16 protein-coding genes are annotated in these 18,860 nt (G+C 60.7%); 6 read left to right on the plus strand and 10 right to left on the minus strand.

The window, feature by feature from the left end; genetic code table 11:
* Positions 1 to 110: 110 nt before the first annotated feature.
* Entirely contained in the window at positions 111 to 419 is a 309-nt protein-coding gene (locus tag U1A53_RS17135; RefSeq protein WP_322282833.1) for a hypothetical protein, read from the plus strand.
* A gap of 52 nt (positions 420 to 471) precedes the next feature.
* Here the strand turns inward: U1A53_RS17135 and U1A53_RS17140 are convergent, their stop codons facing one another.
* A complete protein-coding gene (locus U1A53_RS17140) occupies positions 472 to 1,887 on the minus strand; it encodes an FAD-dependent oxidoreductase (protein WP_322282834.1) in 1,416 nt (471 codons plus the stop codon).
* On the opposite strand from U1A53_RS17140, the gene U1A53_RS17145 reads away from it, so the two are divergent.
* Together U1A53_RS17145 and U1A53_RS17150 are read left to right on the plus strand one after the other, a co-directional pair.
* Complete coding sequence (locus U1A53_RS17145) at positions 1,886 to 3,871, plus strand: DUF1549 and DUF1553 domain-containing protein (protein ID WP_322282835.1); 1,986 nt, start codon at positions 1,886 to 1,888, stop codon at positions 3,869 to 3,871. The genes U1A53_RS17140 and U1A53_RS17145 overlap by 2 nt on opposite strands.
* Positions 3,868 to 4,479 (plus strand): carbohydrate-binding family 9-like protein, encoded by a 612-nt coding sequence (locus tag U1A53_RS17150; RefSeq protein WP_322282836.1) that lies wholly within the window; start codon positions 3,868 to 3,870, stop codon positions 4,477 to 4,479. Before U1A53_RS17145 ends, U1A53_RS17150 begins: the two co-directional genes overlap by 4 nt.
* A gap of 19 nt (positions 4,480 to 4,498) precedes the next feature.
* Here U1A53_RS17150 and U1A53_RS17155 read toward each other — a convergent pair whose 3' ends face one another.
* The 5 genes from U1A53_RS17155 to U1A53_RS17175 form a co-directional block, all read right to left on the minus strand.
* Positions 4,499 to 5,437 carry a GNAT family N-acetyltransferase gene (locus U1A53_RS17155; RefSeq protein WP_322282837.1) on the minus strand — a complete coding sequence of 313 codons (939 nt, stop codon included), beginning with the start codon at positions 5,435 to 5,437 and terminating at the stop codon, positions 4,499 to 4,501.
* Positions 5,438 to 5,445: 8 nt separating this feature from the next.
* Positions 5,446 to 6,846 (minus strand): Gfo/Idh/MocA family oxidoreductase, encoded by a 1,401-nt coding sequence (locus U1A53_RS17160; RefSeq protein WP_322282838.1) that lies wholly within the window; start codon positions 6,844 to 6,846, stop codon positions 5,446 to 5,448.
* A 228-nt stretch (positions 6,847 to 7,074) separates the two neighbouring features.
* Positions 7,075 to 7,317, minus strand: coding sequence for a hypothetical protein (locus U1A53_RS17165; RefSeq protein WP_322282839.1), 243 nt, complete (start codon positions 7,315 to 7,317; stop codon positions 7,075 to 7,077).
* A 75-nt stretch (positions 7,318 to 7,392) separates the two neighbouring features.
* A complete protein-coding gene (locus U1A53_RS17170) occupies positions 7,393 to 8,775 on the minus strand; it encodes an ATP-binding protein (protein WP_322282841.1) in 1,383 nt (460 codons plus the stop codon).
* 20 nt (positions 8,776 to 8,795) lie between these two features.
* Positions 8,796 to 9,476: a response regulator transcription factor gene (locus tag U1A53_RS17175; protein WP_322282842.1), complete on the minus strand. Its 681-nt coding sequence runs from the start codon at positions 9,474 to 9,476 to the stop codon at positions 8,796 to 8,798.
* Between the two features lie 162 nt (positions 9,477 to 9,638).
* Here U1A53_RS17175 and U1A53_RS17180 point away from each other — a divergent pair, with 162 nt between their 5' ends.
* The 3 genes from U1A53_RS17180 to U1A53_RS17190 are packed head-to-tail and all read left to right on the plus strand — an operon-like array spanning position 9,639 to position 14,189.
* Complete coding sequence (locus tag U1A53_RS17180; protein ID WP_322282843.1) at positions 9,639 to 10,664, plus strand: c-type cytochrome domain-containing protein; 1,026 nt, start codon at positions 9,639 to 9,641, stop codon at positions 10,662 to 10,664.
* A complete protein-coding gene (locus U1A53_RS17185; RefSeq protein ID WP_322282845.1) occupies positions 10,661 to 12,751 on the plus strand; it encodes a DUF1549 and DUF1553 domain-containing protein in 2,091 nt (696 codons plus the stop codon). The genes U1A53_RS17180 and U1A53_RS17185 overlap by 4 nt, the downstream gene beginning before the upstream one ends.
* Positions 12,752 to 12,770: 19 nt before the next feature.
* Entirely contained in the window at positions 12,771 to 14,189 is a 1,419-nt protein-coding gene (locus tag U1A53_RS17190) for a DUF1501 domain-containing protein (RefSeq protein ID WP_322282846.1), read from the plus strand.
* 68 nt (positions 14,190 to 14,257) lie between these two features.
* On the opposite strand, the gene U1A53_RS17195 is transcribed toward U1A53_RS17190, so the two are convergent.
* The 4 genes from U1A53_RS17195 to U1A53_RS17210 are packed head-to-tail and all read right to left on the minus strand — an operon-like array spanning position 14,258 to position 18,814.
* Entirely contained in the window at positions 14,258 to 16,264 is a 2,007-nt protein-coding gene (locus tag U1A53_RS17195; protein WP_322282849.1) for an alpha/beta hydrolase domain-containing protein, read from the minus strand.
* Positions 16,261 to 17,040, minus strand: a complete 780-nt coding sequence (locus U1A53_RS17200; RefSeq protein ID WP_322282851.1) for a hypothetical protein — start codon at positions 17,038 to 17,040, stop codon at positions 16,261 to 16,263. Before U1A53_RS17200 ends, U1A53_RS17195 begins: the two co-directional genes overlap by 4 nt.
* 21 nt (positions 17,041 to 17,061) lie before the next feature.
* Complete coding sequence (locus U1A53_RS17205) at positions 17,062 to 17,919, minus strand: alpha/beta hydrolase (protein WP_322282852.1); 858 nt, start codon at positions 17,917 to 17,919, stop codon at positions 17,062 to 17,064.
* Between the two features lie 34 nt (positions 17,920 to 17,953).
* On the minus strand, positions 17,954 to 18,814 hold the full coding sequence (locus U1A53_RS17210; protein WP_322282854.1) for a hypothetical protein: 861 nt from the start codon (positions 18,812 to 18,814) through the stop codon (positions 17,954 to 17,956).
* Positions 18,815 to 18,860 lie beyond the last annotated feature (46 nt).

Raw genomic sequence — 18,860 nt, forward strand, 5'->3', positions numbered from 1 at the left:
GGCGGCAGTCCTACCGCCGAGGGGGGAGGGTGTCAACCACCGAGGCAGCAGGTTTCGGGCCGCTTGGATGACTGGTTGCGGGGGCCGCTGCACATCTTAATGATGTACGAATGGCATCCAAAAAAGCCCCCGACCTCACCCTACGCCTCCGCGAAAATGCCTGGATCGGCGACGCCGTGCTCGAACTCTATGTGCGCAGCCATATTCTGCGCCAACAGGGCAAAGTCGATGCCGAGATGAAGACCCGCTTCACCTGCAATCAGTTCCTCTCCTGCCACGGCAATCCCACCGCCGTCGAGGCCGACATCGGCGTCATCTACCAGCGTGAAGGTCTCGAAGCCGCCTTCACCTGGATTCGCGACGCCTTGGAGCCGCTTTTCGTGAAGCAAGAGGCGAAGCGAGCGCGGAAAGGTTTGTAGTTCGGGCTTTAGCCCGTTTCGATCGCTTCCCAAACACGGGCTAAAGCCCGAACTACAAGCGAATCGCTTTCAGCTTCGCCTCGCCCTCGCTCCATGGCACCTCATGCGGCAGACGTTTCGTCACCGCCGCAATCGCAGCCGTCACGCCAGCCGCCTCACCCATCGCCACGGAGTTGCCGGTCACGCGATAACTCGCATGCGCGATGAAATCGCCGCTGATATTGCGCCCGGCCATCATCAAGCCATCCACATCCTTTGCGATCAGCGCCCGCAGCGGCACATCATACGGCTTCACTTTGATGCCTGCGTTGCTGTAAGCCGCCGTCTTGTTCGCTTCCTTGCTCAGCGCGTGGATGTCCACCGGGAAAGTCGGGCGCACGACCGCATCGTCATAGCGAGCACCAGCGATGAGATCATCTTTGTTCACGGTGTAACGTCCCGCGATGCGACGCCCGTCGCGCACGCCGATCTGTTCGGCGGTGGCGGCGATTTGCAGGCCCTCCCACGGCCCGCCGAGCTTGCGCAGGCCGTTCACGATCTTGTGCAGCTCCGCGCGGGCCTGCACGGTGGCCTCGGTGATCTTCGCGGCATCGAAACACGGCACACCGTATTGATGATTCATCATCACCAGCAGCAGATTGTCCCGCACCTGCCACAGCGTCGGCTTCGAATACGATGGGAAATGCTCCCCGCGCTGGATCTCCTTCAAAAACACGTCTTTGGCTATGCCATCGGCCCTGCTGGGATCGGAGCCATGGATGAAGGGCTGCAACGCCGCCACATCCTTGCAAACCAGCAGCGCATTGAGCGACATCGGCTGGCAGGGACACGAATCAGACTCGCCATACTCAAACGCACAGCCCGCCAGCGCCCCGAGATCGCCATCGCCCGTCGTGTCGATGAAAACAGGCGCCCGCCACGCCTGCCGCCCCGACTTCGACTCCGTCACGATCGTCGTGAGTCGCTTCCCCTCGCGATAAGCGGCGCTCACCCGCGTGTGGAGCTGAAATTTCACACCCGCCTCCACAAACATCTCCTCCAGCAGCAGCTTCATGCCCTCCGGCTCATAGACCACGTTGCCCTTGCTCGTGCCGCGCCGCATGTCGCGCTCGTCGAGACGCTTCAGCAGTTCTTGATTGAAGCCCGGCTTGTCGAAATCCAGCAAGTAGCCCAGCAATCCCGCCGTCCACACGCCGCCAAGACAGCCACGCCATTCAAATACCCGCACCTTCGCCCCGGCACGCGCCGCCGTGATCGCAGCCGCAATGCCTGCCGGTCCCGCGCCGCACACGATCACATCCGCATCCTGCACCAGCGGCAAATCGCGTGCTTCTTCATGAAACTGACCCGCGATGGCCTTCTCCACCTCCGCCGCGTTCATCACGCCCGGCGTGACCAGCGCCCCGGAAAATGCGGCGCGTAGGAAGGAACGGCGTTTCAGGTCGTTGGAAGTGGCTGGAGTGTCCATGGTGAAAAGAGTCTGGCTCAAGACGCCGTTGGACGCCATTCTTTATCCGATGCGCTTTCTCGTCTTCCTCGCTCTCAGCATCCCTCTTTTCGCCAAACCGCCCACCATCAAGGCGGGCCGCCAGCATTGGGCCTTTCAGCCGCTGAGCGCCGCGAAACCGCCCGCCGTGAAAAACACCGCGTGGCCGAAAAACGACATCGACCGCTTCATCCTCGCCAAACTCGAATCCAACGGACTCCAACCCGCTTCCGAAGCCGATCCCGCCACTTTGATCCGTCGTATCACTCTGGATCTCACAGGCCTGCTGCCGTCTCCGGAAGAAGTCGAAGCCTTCGTCAACGATTGCCGCCAAGGTTCGTCATTCGGAATTCGGAATTCGTCATTAGAGGCGCTGGCCGACCGCCTCCTCGCCAGCCCCCGCTACGGCGAACGCTGGGGCCGCCACTGGCTCGACCTCTCGCGTTACGCTGACACCAGCGGCACCCACAACGACCTCGACCGCCCGCACGCCTGGAAATACCGCGACTACGTCATCCGCAGCTTCAACGCAGACAAACCCTACGCCCGCTTTGTCGCCGAGCAGATCGCGGGCGATGAAATCGACGGCACGGATGAGCAAAGCCTCATCGCCACTGGTTTCTGCCGCAACGGCACCAGCAACGATGACAACATGGGCAAAAACGACGACGCGCTGGCTCAATACCGCGCCGATCAGCTCGACGACGTCATCTCCACGACGAGCAGCGTCTTCCTCGGCCTCACCGTCGGCTGCGCCCGCTGCCATGATCACAAAACCGATCCGCTGCTGCAACGCGATTACTACAGCCTGCTCGCCATCTTCAACGGCACCGAAAAATACGGCCTCGTGCCCGGCACACAGGACAAGAACGACAAGCGCGTCAAAATCGACGAGACCGCGAAAGTCCACGCCCTCATCGAAACCAGCCCGCTGGTACCCACCACGCGCATCATGCTTCGCGGCAGTGCCCTGAACCTCGGCGATGAAGTCGGCCCCGCCATTCCCACGCTCTTCAAGCCCATCCCCTTCCCTTCGCCCACCACCAAAACTTCCCTGCGGCGCAAAACCCTCGCCGAGTGGATCACAGAACCCGACAACGCCCTCGCGTGGCGTGTCATCGCCAATCGCATCTGGCAGCATCATTTCGGCAAAGGCCTCGTCGCCAGCCCGAGCAATTTCGGTTTCACCGGCACCAAGCCCACGCATCCCGAACTGCTCGATTACCTCGCCCAGCAGCTCATTCAAAACGGCGGCCACTTCAAAGCGCTGCACAAGCTCATCCTCATGTCAGCCGCGTATCGTCAGAGTTCTTCCACAGGAGATAACAAAGAAAACAAAGATCAGAAATTCAGTTCTCCGTTGCCTCCGTTATCTCCTGTTCAAAAAGATCCGGGAAACTCACTCCTGTCCCGCCAAAATCTCCAACGCATGGAAGCCGAAGTCCTCCGCGACTCCATCCTCACCGCCAGCGGCAAGCTCAATCCCAAACTCGGAGGCCCAGGCATCAAACCCCGCTTGCGGCCCGATCTCCTGCCCGTCAGCCAGCGCAACAAATGGCCCGTGTTGCAACAAGAAGGCCCCGAGCAATGGCGGCGCAGCATCTACATCTACATCAAGCGCCAGCTCCTCATGCCGAGCATGGAACTCTTCGATGCGCCCACGACCACCGACAGTTGCGCCATGCGACTCGACAGCACCGTGCCCACGCAGGCCCTCGTGCTCATGAACGACGAGTTCGTCGAAGAACAAGCCGCCTTCCTCGCCCAACGCGCCACCTCCGGCACTCTCGAAAAGACCATCCAGCGCATGTTCATGCTCACGCTGAGCCACGAAGCCGATGAAAAACGGCTCCAGCAATCTCTCGTATTCGTGAAGGCCCGTGAAGTCACCAGCACTTGCGATCAAGCCCTCACCGACCTCGCTCACGTCCTGCTCAACAGCAGCGAATTCATCTACATCGAATGAAGCGCTATCACGTCCGCTCAAGCGCCAGTTCCATCCTCGATTGGTCCCAGGCCGAAGCTCTGACCGATTTTACCTTCGCGTGGGAAGACCGTGCCGCGCCCAAAACCGAGTTTCGTGCGCTCTGGGATGAAACCCACGTTCATTTCCGCTTCGACTGCCAGGATGAAGATCTCGTGCTCCCCGATGGCCCTACAGCCAAGGATCGCGTGATCGACTCGGATCGCGTGGAGATCTTCTTCGCGCCGGATTTGAGTCTGAAGCCGTATTTTTGCCTCGAAATGTCTCCGCGCGGCGATGTGCTGGCCTATGAGGCCAATTTCTACCGCGAGATGAACTGGAACTGGAGATGTGAGGGTCTGCAAATCGACGCCAAAATCGACAACAACCACTACACCGTCACAGGCAGTCTGCCACTCGATACCCTGCGTGAACTCAACGTCCTCAAGGCCGGCTCCAACGAGATCCATGCCGGCATTTACCGTGCCGAGTTCTCTCACAAACCCGACAGCACCATTCATTCCGGCTGGATGCCCTGGGTGAATCCGCAAACGGAGCGCCCCGACTTCCATGTGCCGTCATCGTTCGGTGTGTTGGAACTGATCATCTGACCACACCCGCACAACGGTTTCACGCCGTCTCCGGCATGAAGGTGGGGAAGACGATGCCTTGGGCGGATGAAACGGGCGCGGTGGATTGCGCGACATGGAGTTCGACATTGCGTGCGCCCCAAGAATAAGCCGTGCGCACGAGATTCGCAGCAGCGCAGGGCAGGAGAAAGACCAAGGTCTTGCCACGCAGACCATCAAGCGCACGCCAGAGCAGCGCGGCGGCCATTTCTTCATCCGCGGCGACACCGGGGCCGATCATGCTGAAGGACGGATGCGTGCTCATGGCGAGGAACCCGTTCAACGAGCCGTCTTCCCGCTCCGAAACAAGCACGCGCCACGATCCGACTTTGTTTTGCAGGAAGAAGGCGAAGTCCTTCTCGCGTCGGATGCCTTGCTGTGAGTGCTCAAAGTCGGCGATGCTCTCGGCTTCGTCGGATCGAGCTTCACGCACGCGAGTCGATCCCGTTGGTTCGGGAGAAGTCATGCCGTCCTCCGGCACGGTGATGAGCATATCCTGAAAAATCGCGCCGGGCGCGAATCCAAGCCGCGTGTAGAGCGAGAACGAATCGAGATTCAGCAGGCTGGACACCAGACGCGCCGGTTTGCCGAGATTGCGGGCTTTTTCGAGCACTGCGGCCATCATCTGCTTCGCGATGCCGCGTCCGCCTGCTTCTGGCGCCGTCGCCACGATGCCGATGGCGACGTGCGTCTCGCGTTCATGTGAGAAACATACGCCGAGCACTTCGCCGGTCTGCGTGTCACGCGCGGTGACGGCTTCGCCGGGATCTAGAGCCTCATACACCTCCGGAAAGAGCAGAAACGGCTCGTGGCTGTCGCCGAACTTCGCACCCTGACGGAGGCGGCTTTCATACCACTGCACCAACGAGCGATGTAGCAATTTGGCGACGGCTTCGTGATCCGCAGCGCTGAGCGGGCCGAATGAAATGGAGAAGGACATGGCAGTGATCAGACGATTTCCCAGCCTTTGCGATACGTCTCCTTGATGAAGGGCTCAGCAGCCGGCAGGCCGGTGGCTTTCATGCCTGGGGCATCCCATTCGATGGGTTTCTGCGTGCGCAGCGACAGCAAGCCCAGCAGGGCGATTTCCGTGAGATGAGCTGCATAGGCAAAGGGGCTCGTGGCAGGTTCACCGCCTTTGCAGGCGTCGATCCAGTCGCGGTGATGGCCGTTGGAGCGCTTCAGCTTCGGCGCAGGCTTCTGGTATTCGGCACGGCGTGCGTCGGGGAAGAGTCGTGGGGCTCCACCACCGCCATCGCATTGAATGACACCTTTTTCGCCGATGAAGAGGCAGCCGCGCTTTGGTAGAGGGAAGCGTCCGAGCGCCTCGGGAGTGCGAGGCATCATGCCGCCGTCATACCATGTCATGCGAATCTCCGGTCGTGATCCTGCGGCGGGGAAGGTGTAGTAAATGAGCGCACCGTGCGGGGCGATCTCGCTGTCCATCAGGCCTGCGGCATGAGCCTCGATGCGCGAGGGGATGGGCAGGTCAAAGGCACGCACTGCCGTGTTCAAGTCGTGGCAGGCAAAGTCGCCGATGCCCGTGCAGCCGAAATCCCAGAAGTCGCGCCAGGCCACCGGGAAGTAGGCGGGATGAAACGGGCGCTCCTGACGCGGCCCGAGCCAGAGATCCCAGTTCAAGCCCGCAGGCATAGGAGGCGTGTCGGTCGGTTTGCTCGTGAGAGTGGGGTTCCAGCGCTTCGCACCGACCCACACGTGGATTTCCTTCACCGCACCGATGGCTCCGTCCTGGATGTATTCGATGGTCTCACGCGTGCCGAGCGAGGAATGCCCCTGGCTGCCGAGTTGTGTCGCCACACCGGTTTCGGCGGCCACTTTGGCGACGTGACGCGCCTCCCAGATGTTGTGCGTGAGTGGCTTCTCGCAGTAAACATGCTTGCCCGCACGCATCGCGATCACTGAAGCATAGGCATGCAGATGATCCGGCGTGGCGATGAGCACCGCGTCGATGGACTTCTCCTTCTCCAGCATCTCACGGAAATCGACATAGTCCGCGCAGCGATGGTTCGGCGTCTTCGTCGCGTAGTGCTTCTCGATCTCCGCCTTCACCGGCAGGCGGCCGCCCATGCCTTTGAAGTAAAAGTTTTCCAAACTGAACGACTCCGCCGGATCAGCCACGGCGATGATCTGGGCATCGTCGAGTTGCATCAGCGCCCGCACGTTCGTCCTGCCTTGGCCACCCGTGCCGATGATCGCCACATTCACCTTCTCACTCGGCGGCACGAAGCGAGGCCCGCCCAGCACATGCCTCGGCACGATGTTGAACGTCGCCACGGTTGCAGCGGCGGTTTTGAGGAAGTGGCGGCGTGAGGAGGGAATGGAAGTCATGCGGTGAGACGATACGCTGGTGGTTGCAAAACTCTTCGCGGGTCTTGACGGCCAATCGTTGAGTCACGAGTGCTTCAAAGACTCCAGTCCGATAGAGTAATACATGAACACCGGACAGAAGGATGGCGGTCAGTTGGCGAAATCCAGACTCATCTCTGCGATTTCTGACAGAACAAAAAAGCCGCGCCTGTTGATGGGCGCGGCTTGATGAGTGGCGTGGAGAATCGGTTAGGGTTTCTCTGCCATTCCTCCCTTCGTGCCTTTGCCGCCGCGACCGGGGCCGCCTTTGCCCTGGCCTTTGCCTTTTCCCTTACCCTTGCCTTTTCCTTTGCCGTGCATGGCTCCGGGGCCGGCTTCAGGCGGGTTGTCCTGGCCGGCTGCGGCTTTCATGCGGGCTCCACCGTGGGCGAAGGCGGCTGGGATGGAAACCGCGAGCGCGGCGGCGATGAGTGTGACGAGTGTTTTCTTCATGGTGTGTTGGATGTGACCGGGTTGTTTCAATCACATGCCCACGATGACTCGCGAAGATGACGCGAAGGTGATGCCTCAGCACTTTTTCAGCGTGAAACTCAACACGCCGCCAGACAGCGATGCGTCGAGCCGGCAACCAATGGCACTGGCTGCCTGTTGGGCGAGCGAGAGGCCGAGTCCGCTGTGCGTGCTGTTGCTGCGTGATTGCTCAGCACGCCAGAAGCGGTCGAACAAATGCGACAGGCCTTCTTGAGTCAGTTCGGGCGCTGCATTGGCGATGGTGATGCTGCCGGGATCGAGTTCGATCTCGATGCGGGTGGATGCTGGTGCGTATTCCACCGCGTTGGTGAGCAAATTGGAGAGGATGATGCGCAGCAGTCGTGCGTCGGTTTCCATCGAGAGTTCGGGTTCTGAGCGGAGCTGAAGGTCGAGCTGCTTTGCTTCCACCTTTTCAGCGCAGGGTTGTAGGCATTCGTGACACAGGGCGCTGAGATCGACGGTGGAGAGTTGGAGGGCCGTCTCACCGGATTCGAGCCGGGCGAGTGTGAGCAGGGCTTCGATCAGGTTTTCGAGTTGCGAGGCAATGGCGAGCGTGTGAGCCGGAAGCTCTGGATCAGTTTGCTCCGGCCATTTCAGGGCGACCTCGCCGAGCATTTTGAGTTCGGCCACGGGCGTGCGCATTTCGTGGGCGAGATCGGCGCTGAAGCGTCTCTCTCGTTCAAATCCCTGCTCAAGACGATGCAGCAGCTCATTGAGGGCCGCGTAGATCGGCTGCAACTCGGCGGGAACATGCGCGGCATCGAATCGCGCCTTCAGCGATGGCGCGTCGATGTTCCTTGTCTGCTCGCTCAGCGTCTTCAATGGGCGCAGACCATGACGCAGAGCCATGGTGACGAGGACAAACGTGCCCGCCGCCGCGAGCAGGCCCGCGATGCCGATGCCGCCAAGCAATGAAGCGAGCGTTCCCTCCATCTCCGAAGTTTCCTTGGCTAAAGCGATGAGGCTGGAGCCAGCACCGTGACGCCCCTTGCCCTTGCCTTTCGGTCCACCGCCGCCTGCTGCCGCCGTGCGAAAGCTCATGAGCCGAACGGCGCGGCCATCGCCGAGCACCGTGGATGAAAAAGCGGGATCGTTCCCGGAGATGTCCAGTTTGGGCAAGGTGACATCGCCGAGGCTCTCGGAGCGCTCGCTGACCTCGCCTTGACTGTTCCAGACTTGGTAGAATGAGCGGCCTTGAGGGTCGTGATAGTCCGCCAGACGATCTTGCAATCGCTGACCGCGACCTCGCGCGGTGCCATCGTCGGAGTCTGAATCGCCGAATGCGGTGAAGCGAGCAAGTCGTGCATCCAAGGCAAGCGCGGTGTCGATGGATTGATACAAACTGTGTCTGACACTGAAATAGATGCCTGCGCCGGTGCCGCACCACAGCAAGGCCAGACCGGCGAGCAGCCAGAGCATGAGGCGCTGTTTAATGGACCTCATGCGGGACGCGCCTCCATCACATAGCCCTGTCCGCGCCGGGTGTGAATCAGCGGCATCGAATCCTCATTCATGGCAATTTTTCTGCGCAAGGCGCACACGGCAGAGTCCACGACGTTGCTCATGGGCGAAACAAGATCGTCATAGATGTGCTCCTCGATTTGAGTGCGCGTGACGATCTGGCCGGCTCGCAGCATGAGATACTCCAGCAGCGCAAACTCACGAGCGGTGAGGTCGAGCGTCACACCGGCTCGTGTGGCCGTTTTAGCCGTTGAATCGAGGGTCAGGTCGGCCAGAGTGGTCTCGCTGGCGGCTTTTTGATAACCCCGTCGGCACAGCGCCTCCACGCGGGCTAGCAGTTCCTCCAGGGCGAAGGGTTTGACGAGGTAGTCATCGGCTCCACTGCGCAAACCGGCCACGCGATCAGCCACAGCATCCTTCGCTGTGAGGAACATGACGGGCGTGCGATTGCCCGCTGCACGCAGCGTCTTGAGGATGCTGACGCCATCCAGCGAAGGCAGCATGATGTCCAAAATGGCGGCATCGTAGGGGTGATCCTCTGCCATCTCCAGGCCCTCGCGTCCATCGCCCGTTGCATCCACGGCGTAACCACTGCGCCTCAGCGCGAGCACGATGGACTCGCGGAGGCGGTTGGAATCTTCGACAACAAGGATGCGCATGGGTCAGAGTAGCTCGCTCGCCGACGCTGCAAAGGGGCGAATCGAATGCGGTATCGTAGCAACCCAAGATGATGCGAACATGATGTCGCGGGCGGAGGTGTGATTGCCCGATTTTTTCCGGCGCATCATGTTCACGTCATTTTCCACCTGCAAGATGGCTTCATGACGCAACCGACGACCCTCATTCTGCTTTTTGCCCTCACCACTGCACAGGTGCTTGGTCAGGAGCCTACTCCAGAAAAGCCGGACGAAACTCCACCGCCGGCCATGCGCGGCGGTTTTGGCAAAGGAAAGGGGAAGGGCAAAGGCCGCTTCATGCCACCCGTGCCTCCGACTCCTTCACCGGTGCCAGCTCCCCCACCGGCTCCAGCATTGCCTCCGAGCACGCCGACGGGTCAGACGCCATCCGGCGCAAAGGGAGGGCAGGCTGCCGGTGCGGACTTCTTCCAGCAGAAGATCCTGCCCGTGCTTCAGCAGAAGTGCTTCAACTGCCATCAGACCGGGCGCAAAATGAAGGCCGGACTCGCAGTGGATTCGCATGCGGCGCTGATCGCGGGCGGTGACAGCGGCCCTTCGCTCGTGCCGGGCGATGCCGCGAAGAGCCTGCTCTATGTCTCGATGACGTATGCGGATGACGATTTGCAGATGCCGCCGCGTGAACGGCTCTCCGCGTCTGTGCTGGCCGATTTTAAAAAGTGGATCGAGATGGGTGCGCCATTTGGCATCAACTCCACTCCGGTAGCGAGCAAAGGCGCGCCTGTGGCTGAAACGGAGAGCGGCGGCTTTTTCGCCACACTCACGGCTGCGCGTGGTAACTCCGTGACTTACACCCGTGATGATGCTGGCGGTGGCATGATGCGTGGCGGCATGGGCAAAGGAATGGGCAAGGGCGGCGCGATGCGCGGCGGAGGCGGTGAAACGACGCAAAAACTCGCAGACAAGGCGCTCATCACCTCCGCCACACTGGCTCGGCGCACGCAGGACTTGCTGGTGGGCATCGAGCTGAGCGGCGGGTTGTCGAATCCGGCGTTTGATGCGGTGCGGCAGGGTGGTGCGAGGGCGCATCTCGTCGTGAAGGACGGACAGATTACCGAATTGAAACTCATCACGGCCCAGGAGGAAAGCGATGCGCCCATTGCCGTGAAACCCAAGCGTCCGCCCTCGAAATCCACCACGCTCACACCATGAAACGATTGCTTCTGCTGACCCTGCTAGCCGCAGCGACCTCTCCCGCACAGCAGAGTGCGAAAAAGGAAGTGTTTTGGTCTTTTCGGCCGCCAGCGGCGGTTTCGCCGCCGGTTGTCAAAAACACCGAATGGCCGCTCAACATGGTGGACCGCTTCATTTTGGCAGCGCAGGAGCAAAAAGGCCTTTCACCGTCCAAAGCAGCGGAACCACGCGTGCTCGTGCGGCGCTTGTTCTTCGCGCTTTGCGGGCTGCCGCCGGCTGCGGACGTGATGGAGCACTGGCAACGGGAAATCGGGCCCGAGCTGAATCAAACCGCCATCGCAGCACTCGTGGACTCGCTGCTGAAGTCACCACGCTTCGGCGAGCATTGGGGACAACACTGGCTCGATGTGGCACGCTTTGCCGAATCCACCGGCGGTGACGCCAACGGCATCCATCTCCATGCCTGGCGTTATCGAGACTATGTCATCGACAGCCTGAATGCGGACAAACCTTTCGACCGCTTCATCCGAGAGCAGATCGCGGGTGATTTGTTGCCGATCTCATCAGACAAGGAGTGGGCGCAGAACCTCGTCGCCACGGGTTTCCTCGCCGTGGGTCAAAAACTCGTCGGCGAGGTCGAAGATCGAAAGTTTTTTGCCGATCTGGTGGATGAGCAGATCGATGCGACCACTCGCGCTTTCCTCGGCCTCACCGTTTCATGTGCGCGGTGCCATGATCATAAGACCGATCCCATCCCGCAGGCGGACTACTATGCTCTCGCTGCCATTTTTCGGAACACGGAGACGCACTACGGCCTCATCAAGGCGCAGTCGCGGCAGTATTCCACGCTGCTCGATGTCACCGGCATGGGTCTGCCCGCGGGGCGCGATGCTTTGACCGCACAGCAGCTCGCGGACATGAAAGCCGAGCGCGAGGCCGCCGCGCAGAACATGGATGACATCATGCGCACGATTCGCGGCGGCGATGGTGTCACGCGTGCGATGCTGCGGCGCTCACGCACGCAGCGGGATGAAAGCGAGGCGCTGCTGCAATCCTACGATGCCCAGGGCAACCCACTCACCTTCGTGATGGGCGTGCAGGATCGCGATGCACCGCTGGAGACACGCATTCTCGAGCGTGGCGAGTTGGACAAGTCCGGCGCTCTCGTCGCGCCCGGCTTTCTGCATGCGCTGCATCCGCAATCCTCACCTCCCGTGCTGCGTCTGCGTGAAGGCAGCGGACGCCTGCAACTCGCCGACTGGCTCGCCAGCCCGCGCAATCCACTGACAGCCCGCGTCATCGCCAACCGAGTCTGGCACTGGCTCTTTGGGCAGGGCCTGGTCCGCACCGTGGACGACTTCGGCTTCACGGGTGACAAGCCCACGCATCCCGAACTGCTGGATTTTCTCGCCCTGCGCCTCATTGAACACAAAGGGTCGCTGAAGTCACTCATCCGCGAACTCGTGCTCACGCGCACCTGGCAGCAGGCATCCACCTTTGACGAAGACAAGTTCGATCACGATCCCGACAACCTGCTTCTCTGGCGCATGAGTCCACGCCGTCTCGAAGCCGAGGCCGTGCGCGATGCGATGCTGGCCGTGAGCGGAGAACTCGACTTCACCCGGCCCGCAAAGCCGCTCATTGCCGCCGCAGGCGAAGGAACCGTGGGCCAGGCCGTTTTCGAGCCGGAGATCCGCAAGATCGAGGCGCCCGTGCGCAGTGTGTATCTGCCGCGAGTGCGCAGCGTGCTGCCCGAGATGATGGAACTCTACGATGCACCGGATGCCAGCAACGTCATGGGCGCACGCGAAACGACCACCGTGCCGCTGCAGGCACTGCACGCGCTGAACTCCGCCTTTGTGCGTCAGCAAGCGGAGGCCTTTGCCGACCGCCTCGGCAAGCTCACCGTGTTTGAGCAGTTCGATCACGCCTGGCTCTCTGCCTTCGGACGACCGCCGACGACCAAGGAGCGCGAACTCGCCAACGCGTTCTCATTCGAGATGGAAGCGAGCCTTGAAGGTCCCGGAACGCAATCCCAGCGCGAGGCACTCATCACACTCGCCCAATCGCTCCTCTGCGCGGCGGAGTTTGTCGTCGTGGATTGATTTCAGCACTCTTCATCTCATGAAACCCAACTCATTTTGTCTCAATCGCTCCGCTGCCGTCACTCGCCGGGATGCGCTGCGCTCGCTATCGGCGGGTTTTGGCTATCTCGCCTTCCAAAGCCTCGCTGCGGCGGCCACATCGCCCCTCGCCAGCAAGCAGCCGCATTTCGCCCCCAAGGCCAAGCGGGTCATTTTTCTCTGCATGAGAGGCGGGCCGTCGCATCTCGACACCTTTGACTACAAACCGCGCCTCATCGCCGATGCCGGCAAACCTTCACGCCAAGCCGGATCGCAGCTCATGCCTTCACTTTGGGAGTTCAAGCAGCGCGGACAGAGCGGGCTGTGGATTTCCGAGGCGTTTCCAAATGTAGCGCAGCACGCTGACGACCTCTGCCTGCTGCGCGGCATGACCTGCGACCAGCCCAGCCACGCCCAGGCCTTTGTGCAGATGCACACGGGCGTGTCGCAGTTTGTGCGGCCATCCCTCGGTGCCTGGACTCTCTACGGCCTCGGCTCGGAGAATCAAAACCTGCCGGGCTACATCACCATCAATCCGCCGAGCGCGAATGGCGGCTCGCAAAACTACGGCAGCGCCTTTTTGCCCGCCGCCTATCAGGGCACGAAGTTTCAAATCAGCGACAGCAGCCAGCGCAATCGCATGATCGACATCAAACGCCGTGGCGAGGTGAACAACGACGGCCTTGCCCACCTCCGCAATGAACACCTCACCGACGCGCAGCAGCGTCGCCAGATTGACTTCATCAATGCCCTGAACCGCGAAAAGCTCGCGCACGACACGCACGCGCCGCTCATCGAAGGAGCTATCGAAAGCCATGAACTCGCCTTTCGCATGCAGGATGCCGTGCCAGGCGTGATGGACCTCAGCAAGGAGTCTCCGCAGACACTCGCACTCTACGGCATCAATGAGGACCCAACGGATGGATTTGGCCGCCAGTGCCTGCTCGCACGGCGATTCGTCGAAGCGGGCGTGCGTTTCATCGAACTCGGCCATGGCTCGTGGGACCAGCACGCCAACATCCAGACGGCGCTCGGCCAAAACTGCGCCCAGACGGACAAACCCATCGCGGGCCTGCTGGCCGATCTCAAACAGCGTGATCTGCTCAAAGACACGCTCGTCATCTGGGGCGGCGAGTTCGGCCGCACTTCGTATTCACCCGATGCCAATGGCCGCGACCACAACCACAAGGGCTACACCCTCTGGATGGCCGGCGGCGGCGTCAAAGGTGGCTTCTCACACGGAGAAACCGACGAGCACGGCTACGAAGCCATCACCGGCAAAGTCCACATCCACGACTGGCACGCCACGGTGCTGCACCTCCTCGGCTTCGACCACGAAAAGCTCACCTACCGCTTCGGCGGCCGAAACATGCGGCTGACCGACCTTTACGGGAGTGTGGTGAAGCAGATCGTGTCTTAATATTTGATTTTTCAAACGCCACTTTGATATGCGGAAAAATCCAAAACTCAACTTGCGGAGCAAGTTCGTTACTTTGCTGACGCACCCTCGATGACCCTCGTGACATCCTCCTCAAGCAGAAAACCCTCCGCCTGGAGCTTCTTCGCCGCTTCAGTGAGGCGCGACAGATAGTCCGCACGAGTCGGATAGCGTTCTTCGAGCGACAAACGCGGATCACCGGTCTTTTCGCGTTCGGCTTTGGTTTTGGCGAACGGCACAAACATGCCGTCGAGCGGCGATAGCATCGTTTCGGCACCGACTTGAGGCGAGCGGAGGTTCCAGCCGGTGTAGGTGCCGAGCGGCGCGGCGACCTCGGGAAGCACGATGCCGCAGGTTTCATTCCCATCGGCATTCACGGCGGGCAGGAGTGTCTGAAATGGTTTACCGACCTTCGGCGGGATGATGTCGGCGATGCCTTCGCTGTGGAAGCGCGAGCCGAAATCGAGCCTCGGCGGCTGATAGGCATGTGTGGGCATGTTGTGGCCAGGCATCTTTGGAAACTGCGTCTTCCAGGTGTCGAAGCTCACGAGGCTTTGATCGGCGAGACGCGGATGACGGCTCGGCGGTGGTGCTTTGCCGTTTTGCACCCAATCCGAGAGATTGAGGAGCATCGCACGCAGCACGGGACCACGATCATCGAGCGTGTTGCGCGGCTGCTGGCAGATGCCGGGCGTGCCGTCGCTCTTGCCGAGGTGCTGTGCACCGGCCACGAGATACACGCGCACGTCGTCGGGCAGCGTGAGGTCCGCTTTGCCCTCCACGTCGGTGTGCAGCAGCGAGGCGGCTCGGCTCCAGTATTCGGTGGAGGTTTGCGTGAAGAGAATGCGCGGCGTGTGGCCGGATTTCCGCGAACGGGCGAGCGAGTCGTCTGATTCACCCGTGACGGGATCGGTTTGCGGCAACGGCGCGAGCGGGAAGAACTCGCTGCCCGAAAGATGGCCCTCGTGCTGCGTGCCATACTCCGTGCTCATGCGGAAGCGATGATTGAACATGCCTTTACCCGAACCCGCGACGTGGATCAAAGCGCCGTCGAAAACGATGCGACCCTGCTCATCGCTGTTCAGGCCTTCAAAGAGGAAATGGTGAATCACACGCCCCGACTGCGAGATGCCGAACACGCTGGCTTTTTCAATCGCACCCGCGAGCGGATTCATTTTGGCATCACCGTGACGAAAGTACGCCACGCAATCTCGCATCGCGGTGAGGCCGAATCCGGTCACGCGGGGTTCCTTCGCCGTGTAAACGAGGTCATAGAGCCAGCCAGGACGCAAACCAGCCTTCACATACACATGCTTGGCATCGGGGATGAGCGTCTCGTTCTCCCAACGCCCAAACGTCCACTCACCACGAGGCACCTCAACGCCTTCCGCTCCGCGATGGGGTCGCATCGTGAGCGTGGCGTCGGCATTGTCGAGGCTCAGCGATGGAAATGCCGCGCCGATGCCCCACGGGCTCCATGAAAAGGCGCGGCTGAAGACCTTCTCCGTGCTCGTGATCTCCAGATGCGCCCGTCCGGTGATCGTCTTGCCGTTCTCCGTCGCGATGGGCAGCCCGCAGAGCAGGCGCTGTGTTTCATCCGCCTGCACCTCGCCATTCCAGCCGCACCACAGCACGGAGAAGCCATGCTTCATGAGGAATCCATGCCCGGCATGCGCCTCCGTCCTCGGATCATTCGTGCGCTCGCCATCGTTGAAGGTCCACAGCGCCAGCATGTTGCCGCGATTATTCACATCGTAGAGCAGTTGTCCGTTGCCCTTCTTCGCATCGACCGGCTTCAGCAAAAAGAAGTCCGTCCAGCTCTCGACCTTGCCGCGAGCATTGCGTGGTGCCCGCTTCAAGTCACTGATGCGGATGTTGGCTTTGTTCGCCGGATCAGTCTCGATGAACATGCGCCCCTTGATGCGCTCGTAGGCTCCAGCGAGGCCGAAGCTTTTACCATCCGCAAACGATGAGCGCCCGGCGATCTCAACGCGCACGACTTCGGCGCGTGAAACGAGGCTAACAAAGACAAGGATAAGACAAAGGTGGCGCATCATGGTTTTTCGATCACGAGTCCGGCCTTTTCATCCGAGCGGGCGATCACGACGCGACCTTGATTGCCCTTGCCTTTCACGACGGTGTTTTGCCCGACGAGAAAGCGCCGTCCGTCGAGCGGAACGATCCCAACAGAGGCATTGAACTCCCATTTGCCAGTCGTCCGATACTGCATGTCCGAACGCAGCAGGATCGTTGGTTTGCCGTAGCAGCCGAACCACCACGCGCCGTCGGCAAACGTCACCGTCTGGATGCCCATGAGCGTGTAACCGCTCGCCAGCACGTGACGGGCGCGGAACTTGAATGCCTCATCGTATTCATAGAGGTAGTTTTCGTTCACGCCGGGCGGCAGGCCGCCGACGATGATGAATTTGCCATCGTGATAGGCCATGCCGCCCGCGCCATGTACCAGTTCGGGCACCGCGTGTCGCGTGATCTCGGCGAGCGTGTCGCCATCATAGACATAGACCCACGAATCGGCCTCTCCGGCGGGCCGGTTGAATTTCCCGAGGTTCGTGGCGACATAGACGTGACCCGCGTGATAACACAGATCGCCGTGATGATTCGCCACCGGCACTTGCTTGAGGATGCGGCCCTCGGTGTCGGTTTTCACCAGCGCACCCGTCCAGCACCAGTAGATGGCATCGCGTCCGTTGGTGCAGATGCCTTGAAGGTGGCGCGGGTAGGTTCCCTCACAGGCCGTGGCGCGCAGTGGTTCCTCAGCGACCAAGGAACCCAATGCAAAGCAGGACAGGATGAAAACAGAAAGATGGTTCATAAGCAGATGAGAATCCGCAGTTCAAGGGTGCCTCATGCCAGCCAGCGTCTGCTCGATGAACTTCGTCACATGCGGCCAGCATTCCTTGCCGCAGCGGCCGTGGTCGGCACCCTCGATGACGATATGCCGGATGTCCTTGTGGCCGACAAGCTTCATCATGGAAACAAAATAAAGATTCTCCTCCGCGCGCATGAGCATGTCCACGCCCCAGCCGCCGGTGATGCAAAGCGTGGGCGGCGCATCTTTGCGAACGTGGTAGAGCGGCGCGAACTGGTCGATGGTCGGGCGGAACTTGCTGGGTTCGATACCCTGCTCCTTGCGCACGGTTTGATGGGTGATCATCTGGCCGGTCACCGGGATCAGCGCGGCGATCCGATTGGCGTCGATGTCGTGCTTGGCGAGGTAGCTTTTGTCCAAACCAACCATGGCGGTGAGATAACCGCCCGCCGAGATGCCGGTGACGAAGATCTTTGCGGGGTCGCCGCCATACGTCTCGATGTTCTTGAACGTCCACGCCAGCGCCGCCGCTGCATCTTCGACGTAAACCGGATGTTTCACGACCGGACTCAGGCGGTAACTCACACCGATCACGGCCCAGCCTCGATTTTTCAACTCAGTCGGAATGGAGCGGCTGCCTCCGGTGAGTCCACCGCCATGATAATAGACCACCGTGGGAAAACCCTTCACACCGACGGGATGGTAGAGATCGAGACGGCACTTCTCCCTGGCATATTCGGAGGCTGAGGTGACTTCGTCGGACAGGTAGTGGATGCCCGGCTCGATTTGATACTCGACTGTCGTGCCGGGAGATTGTGCGGACAGGCTGGTGGCAAACAAAAGCGATGTCAGCGCGGCGATAGTGGAGCGGGTGAATCTCATGGATGATTGAAAGTAATGGAGTGAAAATGAAACGCTACTTCGCAGCCGCGTTCATCTCCTTCGCGAGCGTACGCGTCTTTTCCTTCCACGTTGCCGTGTCGGTTTCCACGCAGCGCAAGACGACCTCGGCCTCGAACTTCGTCCCGGTGGCAATCGTCGCGTTGGAGTAGATGTGATTGTAGAGCTTGTGATAGACGGTCTTGTCCCAGTAGAAAGTCTTCATCCCCTGCCCCACGAGCGGCTTCGGATACCAGACGAGCGTCGCACGTTGGGATTTCGGATCATGAATAGCGGTCCATTTCACATCCTCGCGCAGGCGATGACCGCCCTGGCTGTCGAAGACACCTTCCACTGCCGTTCCATCTGCTTCCTCGGCCATCCACTCAGTCGTTGAAGGCAGAAAAGGATGCATGAAACCGTAGAGCACACCGATCTTCACCTCCTCGGTGGCCTCGTAGCGATGCTGCTCGATCACACGATCATCCATGACGGCGTAAACCGCCTCCAGCCGGAGCGCCCCCATCATGGACTGCTTGCGCAGCTCTGCGTGATGGCCTCGATAGACCGCCTTGTCCTTCAGTTCGCATGGTTTGCCATCCACGGTCAGCACCGCTCTCTCCACTTTCTCGATGCCACCTTCGTTGTGCCCGGTGCCGATCCATTTGCCGCCCACGGGTGAAAAGACCGTGCCGTAAAAGCCCGTGCGGCCGGTGATCACAGCGCCCTTATGCAGGATGCGACTGATCGTCCACGCACGATCCCCGGCGAACTCGATGGTCATGTCGCGCGTTTCGATCGTGACGTAGGCCGCAGGCCCCGGCTTGTCACCCGCAGCCTGCAAAGGAGCGGCGGCGAGAAGGCTCGTGGCGATGAGTATAAGCAGAGAACGATCCATTTGGAACAAACGCTGTGCCACAGGCCTATATTCGCCGCGAATACGA

Origin of the sequence: Prosthecobacter sp., assembly GCF_034366625.1 — a bacterium.
In the GTDB taxonomy this organism is placed as follows: Bacteria; Verrucomicrobiota; Verrucomicrobiia; order Verrucomicrobiales; family Verrucomicrobiaceae; genus Prosthecobacter.

Bases quoted from the DNA above. Each gene is read 5' to 3' on its own strand.
- U1A53_RS17135 (WP_322282833.1), top strand. From the start codon at position 111: ATGGCATCCAAAAAAGCCCCCGACCTCACCCTACGCCTCCGCGAAAAT.
- U1A53_RS17145 (WP_322282835.1), top strand. From the start codon at position 1,886: ATGGTGAAAAGAGTCTGGCTCAAGACGCCGTTGGACGCCATTCTTTAT.
- U1A53_RS17140 (WP_322282834.1), bottom strand. From the start codon at position 1,887: ATGGACACTCCAGCCACTTCCAACGACCTGAAACGCCGTTCCTTCCTA.
- U1A53_RS17150 (WP_322282836.1), top strand. From the start codon at position 3,868: ATGAAGCGCTATCACGTCCGCTCAAGCGCCAGTTCCATCCTCGATTGG.
- U1A53_RS17155 (WP_322282837.1), bottom strand. From the start codon at position 5,437: ATGTCCTTCTCCATTTCATTCGGCCCGCTCAGCGCTGCGGATCACGAA.
- U1A53_RS17160 (WP_322282838.1), bottom strand. From the start codon at position 6,846: ATGACTTCCATTCCCTCCTCACGCCGCCACTTCCTCAAAACCGCCGCT.
- U1A53_RS17165 (WP_322282839.1), bottom strand. From the start codon at position 7,317: ATGAAGAAAACACTCGTCACACTCATCGCCGCCGCGCTCGCGGTTTCC.
- U1A53_RS17170 (WP_322282841.1), bottom strand. From the start codon at position 8,775: ATGCTCTGGCTGCTCGCCGGTCTGGCCTTGCTGTGGTGCGGCACCGGC.
- U1A53_RS17175 (WP_322282842.1), bottom strand. From the start codon at position 9,476: ATGCGCATCCTTGTTGTCGAAGATTCCAACCGCCTCCGCGAGTCCATC.
- U1A53_RS17180 (WP_322282843.1), top strand. From the start codon at position 9,639: ATGACGCAACCGACGACCCTCATTCTGCTTTTTGCCCTCACCACTGCA.
- U1A53_RS17185 (WP_322282845.1), top strand. From the start codon at position 10,661: ATGAAACGATTGCTTCTGCTGACCCTGCTAGCCGCAGCGACCTCTCCC.
- U1A53_RS17190 (WP_322282846.1), top strand. From the start codon at position 12,771: ATGAAACCCAACTCATTTTGTCTCAATCGCTCCGCTGCCGTCACTCGC.
- U1A53_RS17195 (WP_322282849.1), bottom strand. From the start codon at position 16,264: ATGATGCGCCACCTTTGTCTTATCCTTGTCTTTGTTAGCCTCGTTTCA.
- U1A53_RS17200 (WP_322282851.1), bottom strand. From the start codon at position 17,040: ATGAACCATCTTTCTGTTTTCATCCTGTCCTGCTTTGCATTGGGTTCC.
- U1A53_RS17205 (WP_322282852.1), bottom strand. From the start codon at position 17,919: ATGAGATTCACCCGCTCCACTATCGCCGCGCTGACATCGCTTTTGTTT.
- U1A53_RS17210 (WP_322282854.1), bottom strand. From the start codon at position 18,814: ATGGATCGTTCTCTGCTTATACTCATCGCCACGAGCCTTCTCGCCGCC.